The following is a 24,402-nucleotide window of genomic DNA, read 5'->3' on the forward strand; positions in this document are numbered from 1 at the left end:
CTGACTCCCGGTTATTTTTTGCCTTCCAGACGGCGGGTGAGCAGAAACTGCAACGCCGTCAGGATCATCAGCACCAGCCCCATCAACACCGAAGCCGCCGATGCCAGCCCATACAGTGACGCATTAGACGAAAACGCGGTCTGATAGATGTACTGCACAATAAAGTTGTTGGCAGTCCCTGGCCCGCCGCCGTTGGTCAGCACCCAGGCCTCATCGAAAATCTGCACACTGTTGATGGTCAGCAGGATCACCACCACCAGAATGTTGGGTGCCAGCAACGGTAACGTCAGAATATAGAAACCGCGCCAGCGTGAGGTGCCGTCCACCGCCGCCGCCTCATAGATATCCCGGGGGATCGCCTGCAACCCGGCCAGCAGAATCAGGGTATAAAAGCCAACGTGAAACCACACCGACACGAACACCACCCAAAACCGCGCCAGCGACGGCTCCAGCAAAAAGGTGACCGGCTGGCCACCCAGCGACGACAACACCAGATTCAGCAACCCGTTACGGTTCAAAAACCACTGCCACACCAGCCCCACCACCACCGGTGACAACAACACCGGATAGAAGAAGATGGCACGGAAAAAGCCACGGGCGATGATTTTGCGATTGAGGATAAGCGCGGTGACCAGCGCCACACCGAGCGTGCAGGTCACGTTAAAAAAGGTGAACGACACCGTGTTGTAAATGCCGGTCCAGAACAGATCCTGCTCGCAGGTCGACGGCACCGTATATTGCTCACAGCTCAACAGGGTGGAAAAGTTCTGCAACCCGACGTAGGGCCGGTCCCACAGCAGGATATTAGTCCCCCCGGTGAAGGCGTAGCACACCGCCAGCAGGATCGGAATAAACACGAACACGGCAAACAGCAGCATGTTCGGTGCGATGAAAAACCACGGCATCACCCGGCGGCCACCGAATTTTTGCAGCAGGTTGACGGACTTTTCCACCGGTGTGACCAGGGTATCCACCAGCGATGAGCCGGGCTGAATCAGCGATTTTCGGTTCATGGTTGTCTCCTGCAATCAGGCGAGTTGTTCAGTCAGACGCGGCAGTGTCTGGCCGCTCTCGGCGTCAAACAGATGGCAATAGGCCTCCGGGAAGCGGACAAACACCAGTTCCGCAGTACGGAATTCGTGATGCCCCGGCAGGTGCACGATGATCTCATCTTCAATACCGGCGCAGCGGCCATAGATGAAGGTTTCATGCCCCATCATTTCACAGCGGTCGATGCACAACGACACTCCGTCGTCATGCTCGCTCACCAGTTGACAATGGGATGGCCGAATGCCCAGATCCACCGTTTTTCCCTCTTCGCCACGAAACGGCAGGCGCAACAGCGTGCCGGAGGGACAGCGAACCTCCACGCCGTCATCCGAGGCGCTGCTGATAGTGGCGCGGAACATATTCATGCGCGGCGAACCGATAAAACCCGCCACAAACTTGTTTCTCGGGCGATTGAACAGCTCCAGCGGCGTCCCCACCTGTTCGATACGCCCGCCATTAAGCACCACGATGCGCTGCGCCATGGTCATCGCCTCAACCTGATCATGGGTGACATAAATCATGGTGGTGCGCAGCTTCTGGTGCAGTCGGGTCAGTTCGCCACGAGTTTGCACCCGCAGTTTGGCGTCAAGGTTGGACAAGGGTTCGTCAAACAGGAACAGGTCCGGGTCGCGCACGATGGCGCGGCCGATAGCGACACGCTGCTGTTGCCCGCCGGACAGCGCCCGTGGTTTGCGGTCCAGATACGGCTCCAGCCCAAGCATCCGGGCAGCCTCTTCAATGCGCCGCTCGATTTCATCTTTCGGGAAATGCAGGTTTTCCAGCCCGAACGCCAGGTTCTTGCGCACCGACAGATGCGGATACAGCGCGTAAGACTGGAATACCATCGCGATTTTCCGCTCCGCCGGGCTGAGATCGTTAACCCTGCGATCGCCAATCCACAGATCGCCGTCGGTGATGGGCTCCAGACCGGCGATCATCCGTAATAGCGTGGATTTACCGCAACCGGACGGCCCGACGAATACCATGAATTCCCCGTCGCGGATCGTCAGATCCACGCCTTTGATAATCTGTATTGATCCATAGCTTTTATGGACGTTCTTCAGTTCCAGACTCGCCATCACCGTTTCCTCAACCTGTTTCTGTTTTCAAACCCAGCTCTGTTTTTCAAACAGAATGTCGCTGCGCCAGCAGCATCAGCATGACCAGCGCCTGCCCGTAAGGCACCGCGACATTGGGGATATCACGATAAAACTGCAGGTCGTGGCCCATCGCGGTGCCGTCTGACACCCCTTGCACCACACCCTGTTCATCGATTTGCGCCATCACCGCCGCCAGCCCTTTATCCAGCACCTCCTGCGGGAAGTCCGTCAGCATGCCAAGCTGACGCGCCGTCAGGATCCCGGCGATAAAACCGGCGCTGGCAGAGGTTTCCAGCGGTGAGTCCGGATCGTTGAGCAGCGTGTGCCACAACCCGGACTCGTGCTGACAGAGCGCCAGCGCACGGGTCTGCTGGGTGAGGATCGCCTCCAGCGTGCGGCGCACTGGTGCCGACAAGGGCGAATCCGTCAGCCAGCACATCTCCGGCAGCACCAGCGTGACCCAGGCGTTGCCACGCCCCCAGAATGCCCCGGCGTAATGATGGCGGCCCAAAAACGTCCAGCCGTGGTACCACAACCCGGTGGTGGCATCGGCCAGATAGCGGGCGTGGGTCAGCAGTTGGTATTCCGCTTCTTCCAGCAGTTCACGACGTTTGAGCACCCCGGCGCTGACCACCAGAAACAGCCCGGCCATGAATAACGTGTCGTCCCACAGTTGTCCGGTGTTGGGGCGTTCTTTCACCGTATGCTGGAAACCACCGTCTTCGGTTTTCGGCAAGGAATGCAGCAGCCAGTCGGCCCACTCTTCCACCGCTGCCAGCCAGTGCGGTTTGGGGTTATCACGACACAACAACGCCAACACCAACATCGGTGCCGTAGAGTTGATTTGCCGTGGTGGCAACCCGGCCTGTAATTTTTGCTCATACCATTGCTCAAGCGCCGCCAGCATGGCGCTATCCTGCCGCTGGCGCGCCAGTTTCCAAAAGCCATACAGCCCGACGCCCACCTCCCAGTCCCATTCTTCAAACTGGATGGTCAGCGTCGCGTGGGTAGGTGCGCCATCGGTCACGCTGTTGATAGCTTTCAGGCGACAAAACGCCAGTGCGACCTTGTCCAGCAGCGCATCGATCGGCTGACTGTCAGCGGATCTGTTTATTGATTGTGTTGTCATGTTACCGATCCTCCTCGGTACGCTCAGGCATTACCGACACCGTGTCGGGAAAGATGAAAGGATGATGATTAACCGTAAAACCCTGTGCGGGATGCCAGTGCATCAGGCCGTATTCCGGGTCGTCAAACGCGACGCCGCCGTCATCCGCCCACTGCGCCTGACGATGGCGGAAACACGCGATAAACGCCTGAAAATCCGCCGCACCCTGGCCGCTGTCCACCGCGATGTACCAGACGTTGCGCTCCCCCACAGCGCGCAATTCACTATCCGGCTGCCCGCCGTCCGGCGTATGGGTCTGTAGCCCCGCCGGGTTATGCAGCGCCGCGTAGCCGTTACCACCACGCACAAAGCACCAGTGCGACTCCACCACCACGTCGTCCAGTGCGGTGCGCGGCAGGTAAAGGTGGGTCCAGCGGCGGAGATCCTGCTGTAAGTCGAAAATCATCCAGGCGCGATTGCGATGCTGCATCACGTGCGGCAGGCGGCCATTCCCTGCCCAGTACGACGGGCGGTGTACCCCATCGGGGCGATCTTCACCGGGATGGTTAACCCACAGTCGGGCGGCGTAATGACGCCCCAGACGAATATCCAGCACATGCTGCTGATGCCCCGGCTGGCCAGGGTGGTGATCAAACACGGAAGAAAACGCGACATCTGGCTGTTTCCAGGCGATGACACGGGCACTGCGGTTCAGCCCCTGCACCCAGCGCGCCTGCGCGCCCTGCGGTGACTGCCACTGGGCGATGGCGTACGTTTCATCGGGCGGTTGGTACTGGCTCAGGCACAACAGCGGCAGCGCGGCACAATGCGGAATCAACCACCCTTCGCCCCAGACCAGCGCACACAACCCGGACAACTCGGTCAACATGCCGGAGCGCAGCTCTTTATCGTAAGCTCGCCCCATGGTGCCAACCGCCACACCGTTTTGGTGCACCCAGGCGGTCATCAGCATAATACGGTCAATCACCGTGCGGGCGCGGGTGCGCAGGCTGTCATCGCTGGCCAGTTCGGCTAACGCCACCAGCCCAATCAGATCAATGGGGTAATACGCCGCGGAGTTCCACTCCACCAGCCCGTGTTCCAGAATGGCGTCAAACCATTTGTCCAGGCGCTGACGGGCGATAGCCTGCTGTTCGCGCCCCCAACGGCCGCTGCACACGAACACCTCATCAGGAAAGTTTTGCCCGGCCAGATATTGCGCGACATGGAAACAGAGACAGTGGTTTTCGCTCCAAAACCACATGGTGTCGCTGCCCGGTTCGTCTATCCAGTAGCGAAAGCCCAGAATCGCGCTGCGCACGCGCCGCCAGTCATGGGCCGCCAGTCGCTGACCCTGATAGCGTTGCCACAGCCAGATAAGTGGCACCAGTTGAAAATCGGCGCAGTCTTCCCGGCGACTGATTTTATGCAGCGCCTGATTGAGCGCAGGCATGATGCGGTCTGTTCCTTCGCCGGTGGCAAAAGCGGCCAGCACCCGACCGATGCGCTCGAAACCGTGTAAAGCGATGTGGCGTAACAGGTAATCGCGTCTGGCCGCCAGCGTCGACAGCGCGGGCGTGGTGTGCATCGACATCGTTTGCGTCGGCAAACGACCGAAGCTCAGGCTGCGCGTCAGGGTGATACCGTGGCACACGACACGGCATACCACATCGTAATACCCCACCAGCCCATCCGGCAGTGTCACCTGCCAGCCGGTATTCCCCGCCGCCAATGTTGACTGCTGCTGCCAGGGAGGCACCGATTCGTTGACGTTGCACAGCAGATGGTGGTGCAGTTCCACCGTGTCCGGCAGCGGTGTCTCAGCACGCAGGGTCAGCACATTACCGTCGGTCAGGTTATCGACCAGCGACACACTGTTGAGCCAGCGATCCAACGCCCACATGCGTTCACTACAGGCCGCATCCGGCGCAACCTGCCAGCGCAACGGCCTTTCACCGACATAGCGCAGGCTGAACAGGTAATCGGTATCGCGCTCACACAGTTCTTCAGCATGCACCACCAGCGTATTCAGCCCCAGTTGCAAGGGCAGTGTCAGTTCGCATTGCTGCTCGGTATTACGACTAAACGGCGTGAAACGGCAAATCTGCTCGCCATTGAGCCATACGGTCACGCCACCGCAGGTAGACAGCAGGAAAGGGGCCGCTTGCAGACTGTCGCTATGCACATAGCAACGGGCGAAGCGTTGCACATGGGCGGGGCACGGCCAGAAGTCGCTGAAATTGACAGACTGACTGTCATCGCCACCGCTCCACAGCGTGTGAAAACGCAATGATTCCGGCAGGCTAATCGCACGGGGTGCCGTTTCCCGCAGAAAACGCACCCGACAAGGCAATACGCCGACATCGACAAAGCCATTAATAAAACGATAGTTAACATTATCCGGTAACGTATCCGGTTCTGCAGGATAATCATTTTCCTCCAGCTCGGTAATCATAAACCGGTTAATCACACTATTTTTCTTTAACACCCAACCGATATTCATGGCGATTCCTTGTTACCGCACAAAGGTATAAATGAAATAGCAAAACTGTATTACTCAATAAGAAAAAACTAATAACCCAGAAATACCTGAAGGTATTTATTTGCACTGTTGTGGTTATTTGCACTATTACTGTGCGCCCCTCTGCCGTTATTTGGCGCAGTGCTATTTTCCACTGCCAGTTTACGACGCTTTTTCACTACCCGGCTCAGTATAAGCACGCAATTAATGCAAATTTGCATAATTAGGCAATTTGCACTTAACATCGTATTTTTGCATTATAGAGTAAATTATCGCGTGAACAATATGCGATTCTTATCACAAAAAGACGTTGACTCAGCGTACTATCGAAATATATTTAATATGCCTCACAGAAAAGAACACCATTTTTGTTCATGATAAGCCGCTGAATGGCTTATTCATGCAAATTTGCATTCACACTTTAGGGTCGTCGAAATATACCTGGAATCATCGGTCAATAATGCCAATGCACCTGCAACCTGACCCATGACGGGTCAGCTATTTATAATGGGTGGGAGAGAATGATGAATCGCTATCAGCACGCACTGTTATTTTCCTTCATGACGCTGGGTGCCATTGCCAGCAGCCATGCCTTCGCTGAAAAAACACAGATTACTTTTTTATACAGCGACGACGACCCGGAACTGGTCCATTTCATGGAGCAGAAGGTGAAGACGTTTTCACAACATAACGATCATATTGACGTGAATTTTGTCAGCACCGGCTACAACGCGCTGCAAACCCAGTTGCCGATGCAACTGGCCGCCGGTCTGGGGCCGGATATCGCCAAAACCACCCAGATGGGCCTGCTCTCCTACACCCTCGACCTGCGCCCTTATCTGGCTGACCCGGCCGGATTTGAAAAACGCTACGGTGCTGGTATTGAAAAAATCATGCGTATCAAAGGGGTGCACAAAGACAACGCCCTGCCGGGTTTTGTCGCCTCCTGGACGGCCGACTTACCGTTCGTTAACGTGACGCTGTTCCAGCAAGCCGGTGTGCCACTGCCGCAACCGGGTTACACCATGGAACAACTGATGCAGGCCTCAAAACAGGTCGCCGCCAAAACCGGTGTCACCATTCCTTTTACCATTGACCGCAGTGGTTTTCGTTTCTCCGGCCCGGCGTATTCCTACGGTACCCGTTACGACAAAGATGGCCTGATTAACTTCCCCGACGCGGCCGCACAGGCGTGGATCAAAGACCTGAAACGATGGTCAGACGAAGGGATTTTCCCGCGTGAAATGTGGGGAGCGGCAGGCGGTGGACAATACAAGAGCATGGCGGACGACTTTGTGAACGGCAACATCGTCACCTATTTCTCCGGCAACTGGCAGTTAAACCAGTTCAGTAAGCAAATCGGCAACGGCTTCGACTGGAAAATGCTCCCTGCCCCCTGCAAGGAAAAATGCATTTCAATGGGCGGTGCCACCTTTATTATGCCGTTCAAAACCAGCAAGCATCCGAAAGAAGTGGCGGAATTCATGGAGTGGCTGGGTAGCGATGCCATTCAGCGTGAAATCGCCGAGCGCTTTAATATTATCGTCGGTGCCGATATTCCCGACTTGCACTATCAGACCAAGGATCAGCACGTGATCGACGGCTTGAATACCGCACGTGCCGAAATCGCCAAAATCCCGGCGTATGTCTTCGACTGGGAAAAAATGGAGAGTCTGGGCGGCAATGAACTGTACCCGATTATCCTGACCCGCTTTACGCAGTACCTGAACAATCAGGTTTCCTACGACGAGTATCTGCGCCTGACGGAAAACGACGTGAAACGGCTTAACCAGACGATTGCCGCCAACCGGCAGCAACAGAAAGCACAGTAACGTATGACACATCCACTGGTTCCGTTGCCGCTCAATGGTGACGTCCCGTTTGACTGGCAGACGGAATACACGTTCTGCCAGCAACGGTGGCCGGATGAAGACCGCTTTCTGGTTGTCACCGGCACCTTTACCCGGCTGCTATGCTGGCGGCAGGGTCGGTTGCAACACTATGGCGGCAACCTGTTTCCCGTGGGCGACCCGGCCAGTCAGGCGCGGCTTGGGCTGTGGGGCGTTCAAGCCATGCTGCAAGCCGTCGAGGGCATGACACCGCTCACCCCGCTGGTCAGTACCTTGTTTGCCCGTTTCAATCACCAGATTGATCAAGTCGTCGAGTGGTCAAAGCAGGCCCAGGCCAGTGACTACGCCACGCTGGCGGCCGATATCCTCGCCCACCCTGCTGACCCGCTGGCCGTAGCGCTATTACAACGCTGCGCCCACGAACTGGCGCTGCTGTTACGCTTGCCAGACATCGCAGAACACGCGCCAGAGCAAGTCTGCTTTAGCGGTGCGCTGGCCTCGGCGTGTCTGCCTTACCTGACTCAGGAGGCCCGTTCATGACCGCCACACCTTATACCGGGGAAGCACTTTATGCCGGTGTTGACGGCGGCGGCACCGGTTGTCGGGCGCGCATTTATCGGGCTGACGGCACGCCGCTCGGACAGGGTGTGGGTGGTCGCGCCAATCTGTTACTGGGCGTGGAAACGGTACGTCACGCGGTGGATGAGGCGTTGTTGCAGGCACTGGAGCACAGCGGGCTACCGTCGCAGGATCGCGCGCGTTTACACGTCGGCCTGGCGCTGGCCGGTGCCGAACATCGCCGCGCTTATCAGGCATTTCTGGCACTGCCTTCTCCTGATGCCGCACAGGTGCTCAATACCGATGCGCTGGGTGCCTGTCTGGCGGTGAACCGGGGGAACGACGCCGGGGTCGTGATCGCTGGCACCGGCTCTTGTGGTTTGGCCTGGCATCAACGCACCATCACCGCCTACGGCGGCCATGAATTTCCGATTTCCGATCAGGGTAGCGGCGCGCGTCTCGGGCTGGCGGCCCTGCAACACCTGTGGGGTGTCAGACAAGGGTGGGCGACGCCATCGGCGTTAAGTCAGCAACAGACGCTGCCGTTTGATAACGACGCGGACGCCGCGACCTGGCTGAATCAAGCCAGGCCGGGCGACTACGCTCGTTTTGCCCGGCCGGTGTTTGACTGCGCCCGTCAGGGCGATGCGCTGTCAATCAGCCTGCTGCAACAGACCGCCCGCGAGGTGGAAGGGTTGCTGGCCGCCGTAGCGGCCCATGACCTGCCACGCCTGTCGCTGATGGGGAGCATCGGGTTGCATATTCGCCCCTGGCTGACAGAAAGCTGGCAGCAACGGCTGTCGCCACCTGACGGCGATGCACTGGACGGCGCACGGCTGATTGCGCTGCACGGTTACGCGCTCTATACCTGATGCGTTCGTGATGCCTGACGCCAGTTCGGGCACTACTGTTCGGGCAATACTATGCCACCGGTTACACCGGTATATCTCGCGCCTGACGCTGGTTTGTCCAACACCCCAATATCAGACACACGGGTATGTTATCCGCTTGCTCACACCCCCACTCGCTATATAAAAAAATGCACAACGATAATCCTCCTGAATGTGGCAAAGTGAAAAAATAAAATGCGACAAAATATGTAATCCCGCAGAGTCACTCACCCACCTTGTCGCGACAAGCCCCAGAGGGGTGAGCGGCAACATTTATCCCCCCAAACGCTAACCTGACGCCCTCTGCCAGCCTGCTCGCCTCATCCCCCAGCGCCGCAGAGGCCCTGACACATTTTCTTACCTCTCATCGACTGGCATAAAATCGTTATGTTATATTATAACGATTCTGATGGAGGATACTGTGACCAGTCTTTACGCTTTTTCCGCTGTGGCCCGGCTGGGTATCGCCGGTGTGTTGCTGGTGCTGTTATGGGGTTTGATTTCCTGGGCGGTGGCACTGGCATGATCGCATTACATTCACTGACATTTGGTTATTCGGGCCAGCCCCCGCTGGGTACGCTGGACGGATGCTTTGACAGCGGTTCGCTGACCGCCATTATCGGCGCGAACGGCGCAGGCAAATCCACCTTGCTTAAAACGCTGGCCGGTCTGTTGCCACCACTGGGCGGTCATTTCTGTATGGCACCCCAGGCACGACGCCAGTTAGGTTACCTGCCCCAACTGACCGAATTTGATCGCCAGTTTCCACTGAGCGTTAACGACCTGGTGTTGATGGGGTGCGTCCCGCATTGCGGGATGTTCGGCCGTATTTCCGGTGCGTGGCGAAAAAAAGCCACCGAAGCGCTGGATACCGTCGGCATGACGGAATTCGCACCGGCGCACATCGGCACGCTTTCCGGCGGCCAGTTACAACGCGTACTGTTTGCCCGACTGCTGGTGATGCAGTCGCCGGTTATTCTGCTGGATGAACCCTTTACCGGTATCGATGCTCAGACTACCCGCACCCTGCTGGCCGTTATCCGGCAGTTGCATCAGGAAGGACATACTATTCTGGCGGTGCTGCATGACCTGGAACAGGTGGAAGCCCACTTTCCCCGCGTACTGATGCTCAGTGCAGAAGGCCATCGTTGGGGTGAGAGTCCCGATGTATTACCTACCCCCACGGCCGTAGCCACGCCGCCACAACTGAGGCTGGTGCCATGACGTTACTGCATCTGTTGACCGAGCCATTTGGCGATTTCGGTTTTATGCGTCGGGCGCTGGTGGGTTGTCTGGCACTGACCCTGAGCGCCGCGCCACTCGGCTGTTTCTTACTGCTGCGCCGGATGAGCCTGATCGGTGATGCGCTGTCCCACGCGGTGTTACCGGGAGTGGCAATCGGCTACCTGATATCGGGCATGTCGCTGGTCGCGATGGGGGTCGGTGGTTTCATCGCCGGGCTGGCGGTGGCCATGTTGTCTGGCGTGGTTAGCCGCCATACCGAACTGAAAGAAGATGCCAGTTTCGCCGGGTTTTACCTCGGCTCGCTGGCGCTGGGCGTCACGCTGGTATCGCTGCGCGGCTCCAGTGTCGACCTGTTGCACGTGCTGTTCGGTTCTATTCTGGCTATCGACGCCAGCGCACTGATCACCATCGGCACCATCAGTTCCTGTTCGGTGCTGGTACTGGCGTTGATCTACCGGGCGCTGGTGATCGAGTCGTTTGACGTCACCTTTCTGAAAATTCTGTCGCGCCGCTCGCGGGCATTAATCCACGGCCTGTTTTTGTCGCTGGTAGTGCTCAATCTGGTGGCAGGCTTCCAGTTACTCGGCACGCTGATGGCCGTCGGCATGATGATGCTACCGGCCGCCTGCGCCCGTTTCTGGAGTCAACGTCTGCCCATCATGCTGCTAACAGCAGTGGGTATCGGTGCCTGCGCCAGTCTGGTGGGGCTGACCTGGTCTTATTACGCTGATTTGCCGGCAGGCCCGGCGGTCATTCTCACCACCACGCTATTTTTCTGCTTTTCGGTACTGTTTGGCTCTAATGGCGGCATGTTACGCACACGTCGCTGACACATCATGGTTTTGCATGGCAACGAGATGAAGGGGAAAAGATGAAACGTTCCATTTTGGTTATGACACTGTCCAGCCTGTTACTGAGTCCACTGGCGATGGCAAAAGAGTTGAATGTGGTGGCAAGTTTCTCGGTGCTGGGCGATATGGTCAGCCAGATTGGCGGCCAATACGTCCACGTCACCGATCTGGTGCAACCGAATGGTGACCCGCATGAATTCGAACCGTCGCCGAAAGACAGCAAAACCCTGTCACAGGCGGACGTCGTCTTTGTCAGCGGGCTGGGGCTGGAAGGCTGGCTGGACCGTCTGGTGAAAGCCTCGGGCTACAAAGGTGAAGTGATTACCGCGTCGAACGGCATCAAAACACTGAAAATGGAAGAAGATGGGAAAACCATCACCGATCCGCACGCCTGGAACAGCATGAAAAACGGCATCGTCTATGCCCATAACATTGTCAATGCGCTGGTCAAAGCAGACCCGGATCACGCCGACGATTATCGTAAACAGGGCGACAGCTACATCCAGCAGTTGCAGCAACTGGATAATTACGCCACCCAGACGTTTGCCGCCATCCCGAAAGAGAAACGTAAAGTACTGACCAGCCATGATGCGTTTGGCTATTTCGCTGCCGCCTACGGGGTGCGTTTCCTGTCGCCGGTGGGCTACTCCACCGAGTCGGAAGCCAGCAGTAAAACCGTGGCTAAACTGATCAATCAGATCAAGAAAGAGCACGTGAAACTGTACTTTATCGAGAACCAGACCGACCCACGTCTGGTGAAACAAATCGCCGATGCCAGCGGCGCACAGCCGGGCGGCGAGCTTTACCCGGAAGCGCTGACCGACAGCAACGGCCCCGCCGCCACCTACACGGCAGCGTTCAAACACAATGTCGATACCATCGCGGCTGGCATGAAGTAAGCGAGTAAGTCGTCATCAGGTTGCCCGGTCTCGCCGGGCAACCCGTAACCCGCCTCTTGTCACCGCACCACGCTAGCGCCTCACTCACTATCTGCTTATTATCCAATCTGCTTATCGTCCGATAGCCCCTCATACCAGTTTCGATTATGCTGATAGCGCGATAACGCTCCGGTTCATCGTGCGAAGGCATACCACACTCGCTCCCGCCGTCATCTGACAGACAGCATCGATCAACTCAGGTCACAGAAGGAATACTATGTTGAAGTTCGGCGTATTTTGCGGTTCCGCTCCCGGTAACAACGCGATTTATCAGCAACAGACGCAATCCCTCATCCGCTATCTGGTCAGCCAAAACGCTGGCATTGTCTACGGCGGTGGCAAAGTAGGCCTGATGGGACTGGTGGCGGATACGGCACTGGCCTGTGGTGGTCAGGTAACCGGGGTTATCCCTAAGCATCTGGTGAACAAGGAGCTGGCGCACCCGACGCTCACTGAACTGGTTATCACCGAAGACATGCATGAGCGTAAAGCGAAAATGGCGGAACTGGCGGATGTTTTCATCGCGTTGCCGGGCGGTGCAGGTACGCTGGAAGAGATCATCGAACAATGGACCTGGGCACAGTTGGGCCTGCATCACAAAGCCTGCATCCTGTTCAACGTCAACGGCTACTATGACGGCTTTATCGACTTTGTCGCCCGCACCGTGCGCGATGGCTTCATGAAGCAGGCCTACCTCGACATGCTGATCGTCTCAGACAGCCCCGAAGCGGTGTGGGATAAAGCGCTGTCTTATCAGCCGCCTAAAGCCAAATGGGATCAATAACCCAGGCGGATAAACACAGGCAAGGGTGACGGGTACGGATATCTCAACGCCGTCATTCTTCACTCAGCCCTCAGCCCTGATCATCACTGATGTACAAGCCGCCGTTCAGCGGCTTTCTACACTCACCAGTTGCAGCATAAAGGGTTGACCTCGTAACTGACGCTCCACGTCTGGCGACAGGCCGCTGTCCGTGATGATATCGGTCAGTTCATTCAACGCAGATACGCAAAACAGCGAGTAAGCGCCGTATTTGCTGCTGTCGGCCAGCAACACCCGACGGCTGGCGTTCATGCCCAGATCCTGTTTGATGCCCGCTTTTTCTTCCGTGGGGGTGGTAATGCCTTTCTCCAGGCTCCACGAGTTACAGCTGATAAAGGCAATATCCGGATAGACGCTGCGTAACAAACGGCGACCGTGCTCGCCGATGCAGGACTGGCTGCTATCGTCGATACGCCCACCGATGATCGTCACTTCTATCTGCTTGAACTCAGAGAGAAACAGCGCTATCTGCAAATCAGCGGTGATCACCCGCAGCGGCAGATGCGTCAGGTTACGTGCCAGTTCCAGCATGGTGGTACCGGCATCCAACACCACCGCATTTCCCGGCTGCACCAGTGTCGCCGCCCGTCGGGCGATGGCCTGCTTTTCCGCCAGGCTGCGCTGCAGCTTTTCATTGGTGGTCGGCTGAGAAGGGATGAAACGGTTGAGCGTCACCCCGCCGTGACTACGGCTGATGACGCCCTGCTCGTCGAGCTTGATCAAATCGCGGCGAATGGTCGCCGGGGACGCATCAATGACCGTCACAAGTTCATCCACCGTCACCAGATTATGGCTTTTCAGATAATCCAGAATCTGATCAAGACGGCTTTGTCCTCTCACTCGTTCTCCATTTACGCGTAACGTATCAGTCAATGTTGCACCCCACGACATCTTCAACAGGCTCCATATCCGCGATTATATCAGGCCAGTTGCATCGCCAGTTTGATGGAGATCGCCATGCTGTCAGACTTCGCTTTACCTGTCCAGGCGATATCAAACGCGGTACCGTGGTCCGCCGAGGTGCGGATAAACGGTAATCCGGCGGTGATATTCACACCATCATAAAAGCCCAGCAGCTTAAGTGGAATATGCCCCTGATCGTGGTACATCGCCACCACCATGTCATATTGCCCTTCGTATGCCTGCAGGTACACCGTATCCGGCGGGCATGGGCCATAGGCGTCGATACCTTTGGCTTTCATCGCCTCGATGGACGGGCCGACAATAGTAATTTCTTCATCACCAAACAAGCCGTTTTCACCCGCATGTGGGTTCACCCCGGCAACCGCAATGCGCGGAGCCTGATAGCCCACACGTTTGAGGAAGGTATCCGCCATCGCAATCACGGTTTCGACCCGATCACGGTTAAGCGTATCCAGGAATTTGCGCAAGGCAATATGGGTTGTGACATGAATCACTTTCAGTTTATCGGTATACAGCACCATCGCGTAGTCACGGCTGTGGGTCAGCTTCGCCAGCAACTCGGTGTGCCCCGGATAGAGGTGACCGGCGGAGTGCAGCGCCTCTTTGTTGAGCGGCGCAGTAGCAATCGCATGGACTTCGCCCGCCATCGCCAGCTCGGTGGCGCGTTTCACGCAACGGTAGGCCAGATCGCCCGCCTGCGCCTGCACCACGCCTTGCTTGAGGCCCTGTGGGTCAGCCAGCGGCTCGTTGATCACGTTGATAACGCCAGGAGCGAAACGTGCGTCGGCAGGCCGTTCGATTTCGTTGAGCTCGACCTGCGGCACAACGCCTAACGCCAGAATACGGCGCAGCGTCTGTACGCAGCCCACCACCACCGCCGGTGCGCCGGACAGTTCGCCTTCGGCCAACGACTTGATGATGATTTCCGGGCCGATGCCCGCCGGGTCACCCATAGTTACCGCAATAATTTTACTCACACACGCTCTCCTCAATAAAACGCAATACATTCAGCAGGGTGGCCTCATCGCCAAACCCGCCCGCTTTCGTCATGACGGGAATATCGCCTACCAGGCTATCGAGCAAACGTCCCCAGGGGACGCAGGAAGCAATCTGTCCTTTGATATGAAATCCGCTGGCCTGTAACGCAGTCGCGGCCGCAATGGCGATATCCCCGCCGGATAAATAGAGCCCGCCCGGTCGCTGACGCTGCACGATACGCCGCGTCAGTTCACCCAGCTGGCGACTGATGGTCTCCCCCAGTTGCTGACGGCTCATGCCGTAGCGCTGGCACAGACTGTCCACCTCAAAACGCTGATTATCGTCACGGCAGGTGCGCAGCACGCAGTGCTGCCCGGTGGCTAACACCGCTGCCGCCTGCTGACTGATCTGCACCAGCAGACCGTCATCCGCCGTCAGTAACCCGGCGATATCGACATCGATTAACTGCACGTCGGGGCGTTGACCGGCGACATTAATCTGCAATTGAGCAATTTCACTCATCGAACCAATCACCGCCAGCAACGACCGGCACGGTGCCGGAAACGACAGATGCTGCGCCAGCGCTTCACTCAATCCGGCAGACCCGACCAGCAGCGGTTTTTCGGCTAATTGGGCGGCCGCCGCAACAATATGGTCGAGATCCTGTTGACTCTCGGCATCCAGCACCACCAGCCGCACACCGCTATCACTGAGCTGTTGCAGTCGAGCCGCCAGATTGCCGCTACGCACGTCGCCCAGCGGCAACGCTGCCTGAGCCAGCTGGGTTTGCTCCGCCAGTCGTTTACCGATGGATGCTGAACGTACCGGCGTTTTCGGGTCGCTGGCGAATTCGGTATCTGTGAGCAACACGCCATGCACCCACACCTGCCCGTCACGGGTCATGCGCCCCAGCGTTGGCGCAGCAGGCGCAATCAATGCCAGCGACAGATCCGCCGCATTCAGTGCCGCTTCTATTTCTGCACCGGGGTTACCACGCAAGGTCGAATCCACCTTTTTAACGATCCAACCGCGCGCGCCAGTTTTACGCCACAACGCCACCGCCTGTGCGGTACGCTCCGCCGCTACGGAAGCCGTGACAGCACGGCTGTCGGTGTTCACCACGAGTGCATCATCCGTCTGTCCGGTATGGATAGCCGTGACGTCAAACATCACATTCACCCGCGCCCCCTGCAGCGCCAGACCGACGCCCGCATCGTTCGCACCCGTGAAGTCATCTGCCACCACCATGATTGGGGTGAGTTCACGCCCGTCCGGCATACCCATTCTCCATCAGTCCGATTACCTGAAAATGATTATATTGAATCATGATTGATTATATGTGAGCAACATCAAATTATTCAAAACCAATTTCACCTATAAATTACCCCACACAATGCGAGCAAAACGATTTTTTTCCATCACAGCACAGAAATGTGATTGAAAAAAATCAGACCTATCCAGCTGAAGTCACAGCAAAAAGACAAGGTACCAGTATGAATATCAACAGCACCCTCATCAGCGGTTATCAGGCACTCCAGGATCTGGGCTACCTCCTGCGCGGCAGGCAGCACGTACTGTTGGTGACGGACAAGAACATCGTGGGACTGGCCGGGGTTCAGGCGCTGATCACACAACTAAAGGACAGCGTGCCGCACCTTTCCCTGATTGATAACGTGCCAGCCGAACCCAGCCAGCACGATGTGGCTGCGGTATTGCAACAGTTGCCCACCACCCAACCTGACTTGGTGATTGGCGTCGGGGGCGGTAGCGTACTGGACGTCGCCAAACTGCTGTCGCTGCTGTGCGCCGGTGAAGAAGGCATCACGCTCGATAGCCTGCTGGAAGGTCGCAAACCAACGCGGCGCACCACCTCGTTGCTGATCCCAACAACCGCGGGCACCGGTTCTGAAGCCACGCCAAACGCCATTCTGGCTATTCCGGAAAAAGAAACCAAAGTCGGGATTATCACCCCGGTAATGCTGCCGGATTATGTGGCGCTGATACCTGAATTGACCACCAGCATGCCAGCGCACATCGCTGCTTCAACCGGCATTGATGCGCTCTGTCACCTGATCGAATGCTTTACCGCCACCATCGCCAACCCGGTGGCCGACAACTATGCCTTAATCGGCATGAAGAAACTGTTCGCCAACATCGAAACCGCGGTGAACGAACCTTCCAATCTGGAAGCACGCCTGAACATGCTGTGGGCTTCCTATTACGGCGGCGCATCTATCGCCCACTCCGGTACCCATCTGGTCCACGCCATGTCTTACCCGCTGGGCGGCAAGTACCACATTCCTCATGGGGTAGCGAACGCCATTCTGCTGGCACCGTGCATGCGCTTCGTTCAGCACGCGGCGGCGGAAAAATTCGCGCAGGCCTATGACCTGCTGCCGGATGCCGACCTGTCGCTTTCCACTGAACAGAAAGCCGCCGCACTGGTGGATTACTTCACCGCGCTGGTGAAACGACTGAATCTGCCGTCGTCGCTGCAACAGTTGGGCATTAGCCCGGATCACCTGCCGTATCTGGTGGAATCCGCCTTGCAGGTACAGCGACTGATGAAAAATGTCCCGACTACCGTGACGGCGCAGGATGTCCACGCCATTTATTCAACGCTGTTTTAACCACATCCGTATTTAACAACATCCGTTCTAAAAACGTCGCTCTGGATAATGAAAAAGACCGAGGAACAATAACGATGACTAAAGCGATTACAGGCGTACTGACGGCGATCGTCACGCCTTTTGACCATCAGGGGGAATTCAACCCCACCGCCATGCGCCAGCAGGTTCAACGCCAGATGCGCTATGGCAACGGCATTTTCTGTAACGGCACCAACGGTGAGTTCTTTGTGCTGCACACCGATGAGAAAGTGGCCGTCACCGAAACCTGCGTGGACGAAGCCGCCGGGAAAGTGCCGGTGGTGGCACACATCGGTGAAATCTCTACCCGTGAAACCATCAAGCTCGGTAAACGCATCGCCGCGCTGGGCGTGGATGCCGTTTCCGTTATCACGCCGTATTTCGTGCCGCTCAAACAAAGTGAACTGATAGACCACTACCGTGCTGTGGCGGACGCGCTGCCGGTACCGGTGTTCATGTACAACATTCCGGCCCGTACCGGCAATACGCTGCAACCGGAAACGGTGCGCGTGCTGGCTGAGCACCCGAACATTATTGGCATCAAGGACAGCGCCGGTAGCTACGAAAGCCTGAGCGGTTTCCTGCAAGCCGTGAAAGACATGCCGAACTGCGACGTGCTCAATGGCCCGGATTCGCTGATTCATCAGGGGTTTGTCGACGGTTGTTCCGCCTGTATTTCTGGCCTGGCCAACGTTGCGCCACAGGCCATCAGCGAAATCTGGCACCGCTTCCATGCTGGCGATATTGACGGTTCCCGTCAGGCGCAGGAGCAGGTGAGTGAACTGCGTAAGACGCTGTACGCGGTAGCCTTCTCTCCTGCTGTGGTGAAAAAGGCGCTGGTACTGATGGGGCAGGACGTCGGGGTGAGCCGCTACCCGATTGCGTTCTCAGCACAAGACGAAGAGACCATTCGCACCATTATTAAACCGTTCTCACAGTGAATGAGAACCTACCCTTACTCCTACAGGATCGAAAACCATGAACCATTTTGATCTGACAGACACACTTATCATCGTTGGGATAATTGTCGTCTACATCGCGCTGACCTCCTGGCTGACCCTGCGCCTGCGCAGTAACTCCAACTCGGAGTTCATGGAAGGTTCACGCGCACTGCCAGCCTTTATCGTCGGTATCCTGCTGATGACCGAATTTATCGGTGCCAAATCAACCGTCGGTACGTCACAGGCCGCCTTTGAGAGTGGTATCGCGGCCTCCTGGTCGGTGATTGGCGCAGCTATCGGTTTCCTGCTGTTTGGTATGATTCTGGTGAAGAAGATCTATAACACCGGGAAAATCACCATTTCCGGAGCTATTGCCGAGCGTTATGGCAACACCACCAAGAACATCATCTCCATCATCATGATCTACGCACTGTTGCTGGTTAACGTGGGTAACTACGTCAGCGGCGCTGCGGCCATCTCCACCGTGCTGAAAGTCAGTCTGCCGGTGGCGGCACTCATTACCGCTATCGTCAGTACCTTCTATTTCTACTTCGGCGGCATCAAAGGCGTAGCCTACGTCACCTTGATCCACAGCGGTCTGAAATACGTTGGGGTGATGATCATTTTGTACGTGGCGCTGAAAATGACCGGCGGCATCACACCGATGGTCGAGAAGATGCCGGAATTCTACTGGACCTGGGACGGCAGTATCGGTGCCAGCACCATCGGTGCATGGCTTATCGGTACCATCGGCTCCATTTTCTGTACCCAGTTTGTGATTCAGGCTATCGCCTCCACCAAAGATGAGAAATCTGCCAAACGGGCGACCTGGATTGCGTTCCTGTTCTGTATGCCGATCGCCATTGCGATTGCCATCATCGGTGTCGCCGCCAAATTCGTACACCCGGAAATCAAGAGCCTGTACGCGTTGCCTATCTTCCTGCAGGACATGAATCCGTGGCTGGCAGGTCTTGTCACCACCTCGCTGGTCGCCTCCATCTTTATCAGCGTGAGTACGGTTGCACTGGCGATTGCCTCGCTGATCGTGAAAGATTTCTACGTGCCGTACTGCAAACCCACGCCGGAAAAAGAATTCAAGATGACCCGCGTGTTCTCGCTGATCATCGGCTTCCTGCCGCTGGTGTTCGTACTGCTGGTGCCAGAAGTGCTGAAACTGTCGTTCTTTACCCGTGCCATTCGTCTGTCGATTTCCGTGGTGGCGATGGTCGCCTTCTACCTGCCGTTCTTTAGCAGTTCACGTGGCGTCAACGCCGGTCTGATTCTGTCCTGTGTCGTCACCTCCGTCTGGTACATCATGGGTAACCCATTTGGCATCGACAACATGTACATTGCACTGGCAACACCGGCCGTGGTGATGGCGCTTGACCGCCTGATCCCCAACAAAGCCGCCAAAGCCGGACAGAAAGCTGAACCATCCGTACCTCATTCTGGAGCCTAAGTAGTCATGACGACCGAAACCATTACCATCGAACGCGACGGCCTGGTCCGCCCGGCTGACGCAGACAACCAACGTCTTGACGCGTACATTCCGTCAGAATGCCCGCAGAACCATGCGTCTAACCTGCTGCATCTGCCCAATGGCGATGTGCTGTGCGTCTGGTTCGGCGGCACCCAGGAAGGGGTGTCGGACATCTCAATTTATCTGTCGCGGCTGGTGAACGGGAGCGGGCAATGGACGCCGGCTGTCAAACTCTCCGACGACCCGACCCGTTCAGAACAGAACCCGGTGCTGTTTCTGGCACCAGACGGCGTACTGTGGTTACTGTACACCGCGCAGAAATCTGGCAATCAGGATACCGCCATCGTGCGTTACCGCCAGTCACAGGATCAGGGCTACACCTGGGGCGAAATCGGTACACTGCTGGAACAACCCGGCACCTTTATCCGCCAGCCGATTACCGTGCTGCCCAACGGCGACTGGCTGCTGCCGGTGTTCTACTGCCGCGTCCAGCCGGGTGAGAAATGGGTCGGCAACGATGACATCAGCGCGGTGAAGATTTCAAGCGATCGCGGCCAAACCTGGCGTGAGTCGGTGGTGCCAAACAGCACGGGTTGCGTACACATGAACATCACCCTGCTCAAAGACGGCACTCTGCTGGCGCTGTTCCGCAGCCGCTGGGCCGATTTCATCTACCGCAGTCACTCGACCGACGGCGGGGAAACCTGGTCTGAACCAGAGGCGACACGTCTTCCGAACAACAACTCGTCGATTCAGGTGACCACACTGGATAACGGCCATCTGGCACTGGTGTTTAACGCCATGAATGCCGACGGCGCGACCGAACGCCGCCTGTCGTTGTATGACGAAATCGAAGACGAAGAAGAGAGCGATGCCAAAATGCCGGAAATCGCCACCGGACGTAGCGCCTTCTGGGGCGCGCCACGTGCGCCGATGACGCTGGCAATTTCTGAAGACGGTGGGAAAACCTGGCCGTGGCAGCGCAATCTGGAAGTGGGTGACGGTTACTGCATGACCAACAACTCAACCGAGAAGCGTAACCGCGAATTCTCCTACCCCAGCATCAAACAGGGGCCGGACGGCAAACTGCACATCGCGTTTACCTACTTCCGTCAGGCGATTAAATACGTCTGCGTCAGCGAAGAGTGGGTCAAAGGTTAACCCGGTCTCCCCTCCCTCTTGCAGGGAGGGGCTTTCGCCGCTTCCCGTCTACTTGCTAAGGAACCACTTATGATCGCAGGTAATCTGAATCATCTGTCACTGGCCACCTTGCCCGAACCGCTGTGGCGCATTCTTTCCGGCTTCACGCTTGCGCAGCTAAACGCGCTGCCAGCAGGGAAATACCAGCCGGATAACGTGGACTGGTTCTATTCTATTGGCACGGTATCCACCGCACCGAAAGCCGAACGTCATACCGAATTCCACCGCCGTTTTCTCGATATCCAGCTGATTCTGGCAGGGGAAGAGATCATCGGCTACGACCTGAACGACGCCAGTGATCGCGCCGCCACCGAACGCAAACCGGACCTGTTTATTCTGGAACAGTCGCAGGTACCGCACGCCATTCGACTGGCCGCCGGGGATTTCGTCACCTTCTATCCGGGTGAACCCCATCAGGCGCTGTGCGCCATCAACGACCAGCCAGCCCCGGTGAAAAAAGCGGTGTTTAAGATACCGGTTGAGCAACTACACACTCAGGGGTAACGCGTATGTCAGCACAGAAACAGGCGGTGCTCACCGGCAGCAGCTCCGGCATCGGTGCCGCCATTACCGCCACTCTGCTGGCGTCGGGCTGGAAGGTCATCGGGCTGTCACGTCAACCGGGCGCGCATCAGCACCCCAATTTCAGGCATTGTCCGCTGGATATCACTGATACGCCTGCGCTCTGTGCCTTGCTGGACAGCCTGCCCGCCGTCGACGCAGTGATCCACGCCGCCGGGGTGATGAAAGCGGCGACACTGGGCACCTTGTCCTACGCCGACAGCGAGCAGTTGTGGAAGCTGCACATTCAGGTAGCGGAAGTGCTAGCCGACAGACTGGTGAACAAACTGCCGCAAGGCGGGCGCATCGTCCTGCTGGGTAGCCGGACCTCCAGTGGTGCAGCCGGACGTAGCCAGTACGTCGCCACCAAATCGGCGATGATTGGTATGGTGCGAAGCTGGGCGGCCGAACTGGCCCCACGCGGTATCACGGTGAATATTGTGGCACCGGGAGCGACCGAAACACCGATGCTCAACCAGCCGGGAAGACAAAGTTCACCGCCGAAACTGCCGCCCATTGGCCGGTTTATTCAACCGCAGGAAGTGGCCGATCTGGTCGCGTACCTGTTGTCCCCTTCCGCTGCCGCCATCACCGGACAACAACTGGTTATATGCGGCGGAGCCTCGTTGTAGCTGTGCGGCTAATGCCCCATGGTAACCCGGCCACAAGCGCTACGCTGTGTGGCCGGGTCGCATGCATCATCCTGCATTAATTCAGACACTCAGCGGCTGGCAGCGCTCAACGCCAGTCGCTGAGTACTGCTGACCATCATCGAACCGATGTTCATCGATCCTGTAGTCATCGAGCCTGTAGTCATCGAGCCTGTGGTCATCATATCAGCAATCGTAAAGCGACTAACAGACTGCTTCAATTCCTGCGAATGCGTTTCCAGGTAGGTGGTATCCGTTGCGGTTTGTTCGACCATCGCGGCATTCTGCTGCGTTGTGCGCTCCATCTCAGCCAGTGACTGGGCGATTTCCTGTGTCGCGATGGACTGCTCCGCCGAGGTATCCGCAATCTTCCTGATAAACTCGCTCGACAAATCAACCGCCTGATTAATTTTCTGCATCACTTCAGACGCCTGACTGATTTCACTGTAGCCCTCGCCGATTTTCTCGGATGACGCATCGATCAGGTGTTTTATCTGATGCGCCGATGCCGTCGTTTTCTGCGACAGGGTACGAATTTCAGCCGCCACCACCGAGAAACCGCGCCCTACTTCCCCCGCCCGCGCCGCTTCTACCGCCGCATTAATCGCCAGAATATTGGTCTGGAAGGCGATATCCTCGATCACTTTGGTGATAGACGAAATGCTGTCCGAATGCTGCTTGATATTCTCCATCGTATCCACGATTTTACTCACCAGCTGATTACCCTGATGCGTTTCGCTGGCCGCATTTTCAGATAACTGACTGGCCTGTCTGGCGCTGGCGGCATTGTCTTTCACCGACTCGGACACCTGCCCCATCGCTGCCGAAGTTTGCTGCAACGCCGACACCTGCATATCGGTACGCTGCGACAGTGCCACGCTGCTTTTGCTGATATTTTCGCTGGCAACCGTCACCCCTTCCGCATGCGTTGACACATTAGCGACAATATTAATTAATGACTGGCGCATGGTTTCAATCGCTGCCATGACACTGTGTTGCTGCTTATCAGTAATGATGGTTTTCTCGGTTAAATTACCGGAGGCGATCGCACGGGTCATCGTCAGTAATACAGCCGGTTCGGCACCCAGCGCCTGAAAAATTCGGCGGCGGGTCGCAAACATCGCCAATGTACCGAGTAGTATAGCGACGATTAAAACAATCGGCATTGCCACGCTAAAATACCTTGCAGTTTCTCTTGCAGCATGCGTCAACTGATTATTCTGTTCAGCCTCATAATTAATAAACGCATTCACATCCGCCAGCCACTGTACAAATGCCCCACGACCTTCACTCAATAAGAGAGTACGGGCTGCATCACCGTTTCCTTCATTTTGCAATGCAATTAATCGGGCGATGATTGCGCTGGTTTTATTATTCGAATTTTGTATATTTTGGTATAACGTTTTTTCCTGACCGGATATCGACAGCTGGCTCATCATCGCGTCGAGCTTCACATCTGACTGTTGATAAACCTCTGCCAGTTTGTTGATATTATTGATAATCACAGAAAGCTCTTGCTTGTCCGCAATTAATAAATCCCGAACAGCAATTGAGCGGTCATGAACACTGCCGCGTAAGTTCACTGCATAGAATTGCTTAACACTGTTTTCATCATTCACTTCGGTTAATATATTGCTGATGTGGCGAATGGTTATCAAACCTGAAATACCTAATACCACACTGACTAATATAGGAATAATAAAACCAACTACAATTTGTCGTTTTACTGTCATGGTATTTTTCATGTATCCCCCGATGCCAACTTAACTATATATACCCTTCACTCGTCAGGTTGCAGGTGTGTTGGCTGCAACTTGATGTACTTGGGTATAAAATCTATGCCAATAAATATTATCGACGTAGCTCATTTCATCATTTCAACCCAAGTAGCGTAAACGAAACCCACACACACCAAGTCGTGCGGATGCCGAATGCTGCCCAATGCCAAAATGGCAAATAAAATAGCCTGTCTGGATAAGTTTTTACTGTCAGTTTTAGTGACTGCCATATTTGTACTTCATACTAAGTCAAACTGGCATCATAATCGATAGGGAAAAGCATAGACTCACGCTATTAATACAATTGG

At 56.3% G+C, this 24,402-nt stretch carries 21 protein-coding genes; 13 read left to right on the forward strand and 8 right to left on the reverse strand.

The window, feature by feature from the left end:
- Nucleotides 1-11 precede the first annotated feature (11 nt).
- The 4 genes from FAZ14_RS06075 to FAZ14_RS06090 are packed head-to-tail and all read right to left on the reverse strand — an operon-like array spanning nucleotide 12 to nucleotide 5,761.
- Entirely contained in the window at nucleotides 12-1,013 is a 1,002-nt protein-coding gene (locus FAZ14_RS06075; RefSeq protein ID WP_012886108.1) for a carbohydrate ABC transporter permease, read from the reverse strand.
- A gap of 15 nt (nucleotides 1,014-1,028) precedes the next feature.
- Nucleotides 1,029-2,129 (reverse strand): ABC transporter ATP-binding protein, encoded by a 1,101-nt coding sequence (locus tag FAZ14_RS06080; protein WP_153508228.1) that lies wholly within the window; start codon nucleotides 2,127-2,129, stop codon nucleotides 1,029-1,031.
- 46 nt (nucleotides 2,130-2,175) lie between these two features.
- The gene (bglB, locus tag FAZ14_RS06085; protein WP_153508229.1) at nucleotides 2,176-3,279 is read right to left on the reverse strand and encodes a beta-galactosidase BglB; all 1,104 of its coding nucleotides are present in this window, start codon (nucleotides 3,277-3,279) and stop codon (nucleotides 2,176-2,178) included.
- A gap of 1 nt (nucleotide 3,280) precedes the next feature.
- Nucleotides 3,281-5,761, reverse strand: coding sequence for a hypothetical protein (locus FAZ14_RS06090; protein WP_153508230.1), 2,481 nt, complete (start codon nucleotides 5,759-5,761; stop codon nucleotides 3,281-3,283).
- 542 nt (nucleotides 5,762-6,303) lie between these two features.
- Here FAZ14_RS06090 and FAZ14_RS06095 point away from each other — a divergent pair.
- The 7 genes from FAZ14_RS06095 (at nucleotide 6,304) to FAZ14_RS06125 (ending at nucleotide 12,895) form a co-directional block, all read left to right on the forward strand.
- Nucleotides 6,304-7,611, forward strand: coding sequence for an ABC transporter substrate-binding protein (locus tag FAZ14_RS06095; protein ID WP_023640724.1), 1,308 nt, complete (start codon nucleotides 6,304-6,306; stop codon nucleotides 7,609-7,611).
- A gap of 3 nt (nucleotides 7,612-7,614) precedes the next feature.
- Nucleotides 7,615-8,169 carry a glucosamine kinase gene (locus tag FAZ14_RS06100; protein ID WP_016940554.1) on the forward strand — a complete coding sequence of 185 codons (555 nt, stop codon included), beginning with the start codon at nucleotides 7,615-7,617 and terminating at the stop codon, nucleotides 8,167-8,169.
- Entirely contained in the window at nucleotides 8,166-9,059 is an 894-nt protein-coding gene (locus FAZ14_RS06105) for a glucosamine kinase nucleotide-binding domain-containing protein (protein WP_029456209.1), read from the forward strand. The genes FAZ14_RS06100 and FAZ14_RS06105 overlap by 4 nt, the downstream gene beginning before the upstream one ends.
- A gap of 540 nt (nucleotides 9,060-9,599) precedes the next feature.
- Entirely contained in the window at nucleotides 9,600-10,301 is a 702-nt protein-coding gene (locus FAZ14_RS06110) for an ABC transporter ATP-binding protein (protein ID WP_235914474.1), read from the forward strand.
- On the forward strand, nucleotides 10,298-11,152 hold the full coding sequence (locus FAZ14_RS06115) for a metal ABC transporter permease (protein ID WP_016940557.1): 855 nt from the start codon (nucleotides 10,298-10,300) through the stop codon (nucleotides 11,150-11,152). Before FAZ14_RS06110 ends, FAZ14_RS06115 begins: the two co-directional genes overlap by 4 nt.
- A 41-nt stretch (nucleotides 11,153-11,193) precedes the next feature.
- The gene (locus FAZ14_RS06120) at nucleotides 11,194-12,072 is read left to right on the forward strand and encodes a metal ABC transporter substrate-binding protein (RefSeq protein WP_153508232.1); all 879 of its coding nucleotides are present in this window, start codon (nucleotides 11,194-11,196) and stop codon (nucleotides 12,070-12,072) included.
- Nucleotides 12,073-12,328: 256 nt separating this feature from the next.
- Nucleotides 12,329-12,895: an LOG family protein gene (locus tag FAZ14_RS06125; RefSeq protein WP_016940559.1), complete on the forward strand. Its 567-nt coding sequence runs from the start codon at nucleotides 12,329-12,331 to the stop codon at nucleotides 12,893-12,895.
- 105 nt (nucleotides 12,896-13,000) lie between these two features.
- On the opposite strand, the gene FAZ14_RS06130 is transcribed toward FAZ14_RS06125, so the two are convergent.
- The 3 genes from FAZ14_RS06130 to dtnK are packed head-to-tail and all read right to left on the reverse strand — an operon-like array spanning nucleotide 13,001 to nucleotide 16,114.
- Complete coding sequence (locus tag FAZ14_RS06130) at nucleotides 13,001-13,825, reverse strand: DeoR/GlpR family DNA-binding transcription regulator (RefSeq protein ID WP_016940560.1); 825 nt, start codon at nucleotides 13,823-13,825, stop codon at nucleotides 13,001-13,003.
- Nucleotides 13,826-13,854: 29 nt separating this feature from the next.
- Nucleotides 13,855-14,835 carry a D-threonate 4-phosphate dehydrogenase gene (locus tag FAZ14_RS06135; protein WP_029456213.1) on the reverse strand — a complete coding sequence of 327 codons (981 nt, stop codon included), beginning with the start codon at nucleotides 14,833-14,835 and terminating at the stop codon, nucleotides 13,855-13,857.
- Complete coding sequence (dtnK, locus tag FAZ14_RS06140; RefSeq protein ID WP_153508233.1) at nucleotides 14,828-16,114, reverse strand: D-threonate kinase; 1,287 nt, start codon at nucleotides 16,112-16,114, stop codon at nucleotides 14,828-14,830. The genes FAZ14_RS06135 and dtnK overlap by 8 nt, the downstream gene beginning before the upstream one ends.
- Nucleotides 16,115-16,329: 215 nt before the next feature.
- Between dtnK and FAZ14_RS06145 the strand changes: the two genes are divergently transcribed.
- From FAZ14_RS06145 to FAZ14_RS06170, 6 genes are all read left to right on the forward strand, one after another.
- Nucleotides 16,330-17,466 carry an iron-containing alcohol dehydrogenase gene (locus tag FAZ14_RS06145; RefSeq protein ID WP_029456216.1) on the forward strand — a complete coding sequence of 379 codons (1,137 nt, stop codon included), beginning with the start codon at nucleotides 16,330-16,332 and terminating at the stop codon, nucleotides 17,464-17,466.
- 74 nt (nucleotides 17,467-17,540) lie between these two features.
- On the forward strand, nucleotides 17,541-18,425 hold the full coding sequence (locus FAZ14_RS06150; RefSeq protein WP_038926646.1) for a dihydrodipicolinate synthase family protein: 885 nt from the start codon (nucleotides 17,541-17,543) through the stop codon (nucleotides 18,423-18,425).
- 37 nt (nucleotides 18,426-18,462) lie between these two features.
- Entirely contained in the window at nucleotides 18,463-19,884 is a 1,422-nt protein-coding gene (locus FAZ14_RS06155) for a sodium:solute symporter family protein (protein WP_016940565.1), read from the forward strand.
- Between the two features lie 6 nt (nucleotides 19,885-19,890).
- Nucleotides 19,891-21,066, forward strand: a complete 1,176-nt coding sequence (locus FAZ14_RS06160) for a sialidase family protein (protein ID WP_153508234.1) — start codon at nucleotides 19,891-19,893, stop codon at nucleotides 21,064-21,066.
- A gap of 69 nt (nucleotides 21,067-21,135) precedes the next feature.
- Nucleotides 21,136-21,609, forward strand: coding sequence for a NanQ anomerase/TabA/YiaL family protein (locus FAZ14_RS06165; protein ID WP_153508235.1), 474 nt, complete (start codon nucleotides 21,136-21,138; stop codon nucleotides 21,607-21,609).
- 5 nt (nucleotides 21,610-21,614) lie between these two features.
- Nucleotides 21,615-22,298, forward strand: a complete 684-nt coding sequence (locus tag FAZ14_RS06170) for an SDR family NAD(P)-dependent oxidoreductase (RefSeq protein ID WP_153508236.1) — start codon at nucleotides 21,615-21,617, stop codon at nucleotides 22,296-22,298.
- A gap of 89 nt (nucleotides 22,299-22,387) precedes the next feature.
- Here the strand turns inward: FAZ14_RS06170 and FAZ14_RS06175 are convergent, their stop codons facing one another.
- Nucleotides 22,388-24,061, reverse strand: coding sequence for a methyl-accepting chemotaxis protein (locus FAZ14_RS06175; RefSeq protein ID WP_153508237.1), 1,674 nt, complete (start codon nucleotides 24,059-24,061; stop codon nucleotides 22,388-22,390).
- Nucleotides 24,062-24,402 lie beyond the last annotated feature (341 nt).

The sequence above is a fragment of the Dickeya oryzae genome (assembly GCF_009372235.1).
In the GTDB taxonomy this organism is placed as follows: Bacteria; Pseudomonadota; Gammaproteobacteria; order Enterobacterales; family Enterobacteriaceae; genus Dickeya; species Dickeya oryzae.

Excerpts from the sequence above, each read along its gene's own strand:
- FAZ14_RS06075 (WP_012886108.1), bottom strand. The coding sequence starts at position 1,013 with ATGAACCGAAAATCGCTGATTCAGCCCGGCTCATCGCTGGTGGATACC.
- FAZ14_RS06080 (WP_153508228.1), bottom strand. The coding sequence starts at position 2,129 with ATGGCGAGTCTGGAACTGAAGAACGTCCATAAAAGCTATGGATCAATA.
- bglB (WP_153508229.1), bottom strand. The coding sequence starts at position 3,279 with ATGACAACACAATCAATAAACAGATCCGCTGACAGTCAGCCGATCGAT.
- FAZ14_RS06090 (WP_153508230.1), bottom strand. The coding sequence starts at position 5,761 with ATGAATATCGGTTGGGTGTTAAAGAAAAATAGTGTGATTAACCGGTTT.
- FAZ14_RS06095 (WP_023640724.1), top strand. The coding sequence starts at position 6,304 with ATGAATCGCTATCAGCACGCACTGTTATTTTCCTTCATGACGCTGGGT.
- FAZ14_RS06100 (WP_016940554.1), top strand. The coding sequence starts at position 7,615 with ATGACACATCCACTGGTTCCGTTGCCGCTCAATGGTGACGTCCCGTTT.
- FAZ14_RS06105 (WP_029456209.1), top strand. The coding sequence starts at position 8,166 with ATGACCGCCACACCTTATACCGGGGAAGCACTTTATGCCGGTGTTGAC.
- FAZ14_RS06110 (WP_235914474.1), top strand. The coding sequence starts at position 9,600 with ATGATCGCATTACATTCACTGACATTTGGTTATTCGGGCCAGCCCCCG.
- FAZ14_RS06115 (WP_016940557.1), top strand. The coding sequence starts at position 10,298 with ATGACGTTACTGCATCTGTTGACCGAGCCATTTGGCGATTTCGGTTTT.
- FAZ14_RS06120 (WP_153508232.1), top strand. The coding sequence starts at position 11,194 with ATGAAACGTTCCATTTTGGTTATGACACTGTCCAGCCTGTTACTGAGT.
- FAZ14_RS06125 (WP_016940559.1), top strand. The coding sequence starts at position 12,329 with ATGTTGAAGTTCGGCGTATTTTGCGGTTCCGCTCCCGGTAACAACGCG.
- FAZ14_RS06130 (WP_016940560.1), bottom strand. The coding sequence starts at position 13,825 with ATGTCGTGGGGTGCAACATTGACTGATACGTTACGCGTAAATGGAGAA.
- dtnK (WP_153508233.1), bottom strand. The coding sequence starts at position 16,114 with ATGCCGGACGGGCGTGAACTCACCCCAATCATGGTGGTGGCAGATGAC.
- FAZ14_RS06145 (WP_029456216.1), top strand. The coding sequence starts at position 16,330 with ATGAATATCAACAGCACCCTCATCAGCGGTTATCAGGCACTCCAGGAT.
- FAZ14_RS06150 (WP_038926646.1), top strand. The coding sequence starts at position 17,541 with ATGACTAAAGCGATTACAGGCGTACTGACGGCGATCGTCACGCCTTTT.
- FAZ14_RS06155 (WP_016940565.1), top strand. The coding sequence starts at position 18,463 with ATGAACCATTTTGATCTGACAGACACACTTATCATCGTTGGGATAATT.
- FAZ14_RS06160 (WP_153508234.1), top strand. The coding sequence starts at position 19,891 with ATGACGACCGAAACCATTACCATCGAACGCGACGGCCTGGTCCGCCCG.
- FAZ14_RS06165 (WP_153508235.1), top strand. The coding sequence starts at position 21,136 with ATGATCGCAGGTAATCTGAATCATCTGTCACTGGCCACCTTGCCCGAA.
- FAZ14_RS06170 (WP_153508236.1), top strand. The coding sequence starts at position 21,615 with ATGTCAGCACAGAAACAGGCGGTGCTCACCGGCAGCAGCTCCGGCATC.
- FAZ14_RS06175 (WP_153508237.1), bottom strand. The coding sequence starts at position 24,061 with ATGAAAAATACCATGACAGTAAAACGACAAATTGTAGTTGGTTTTATT.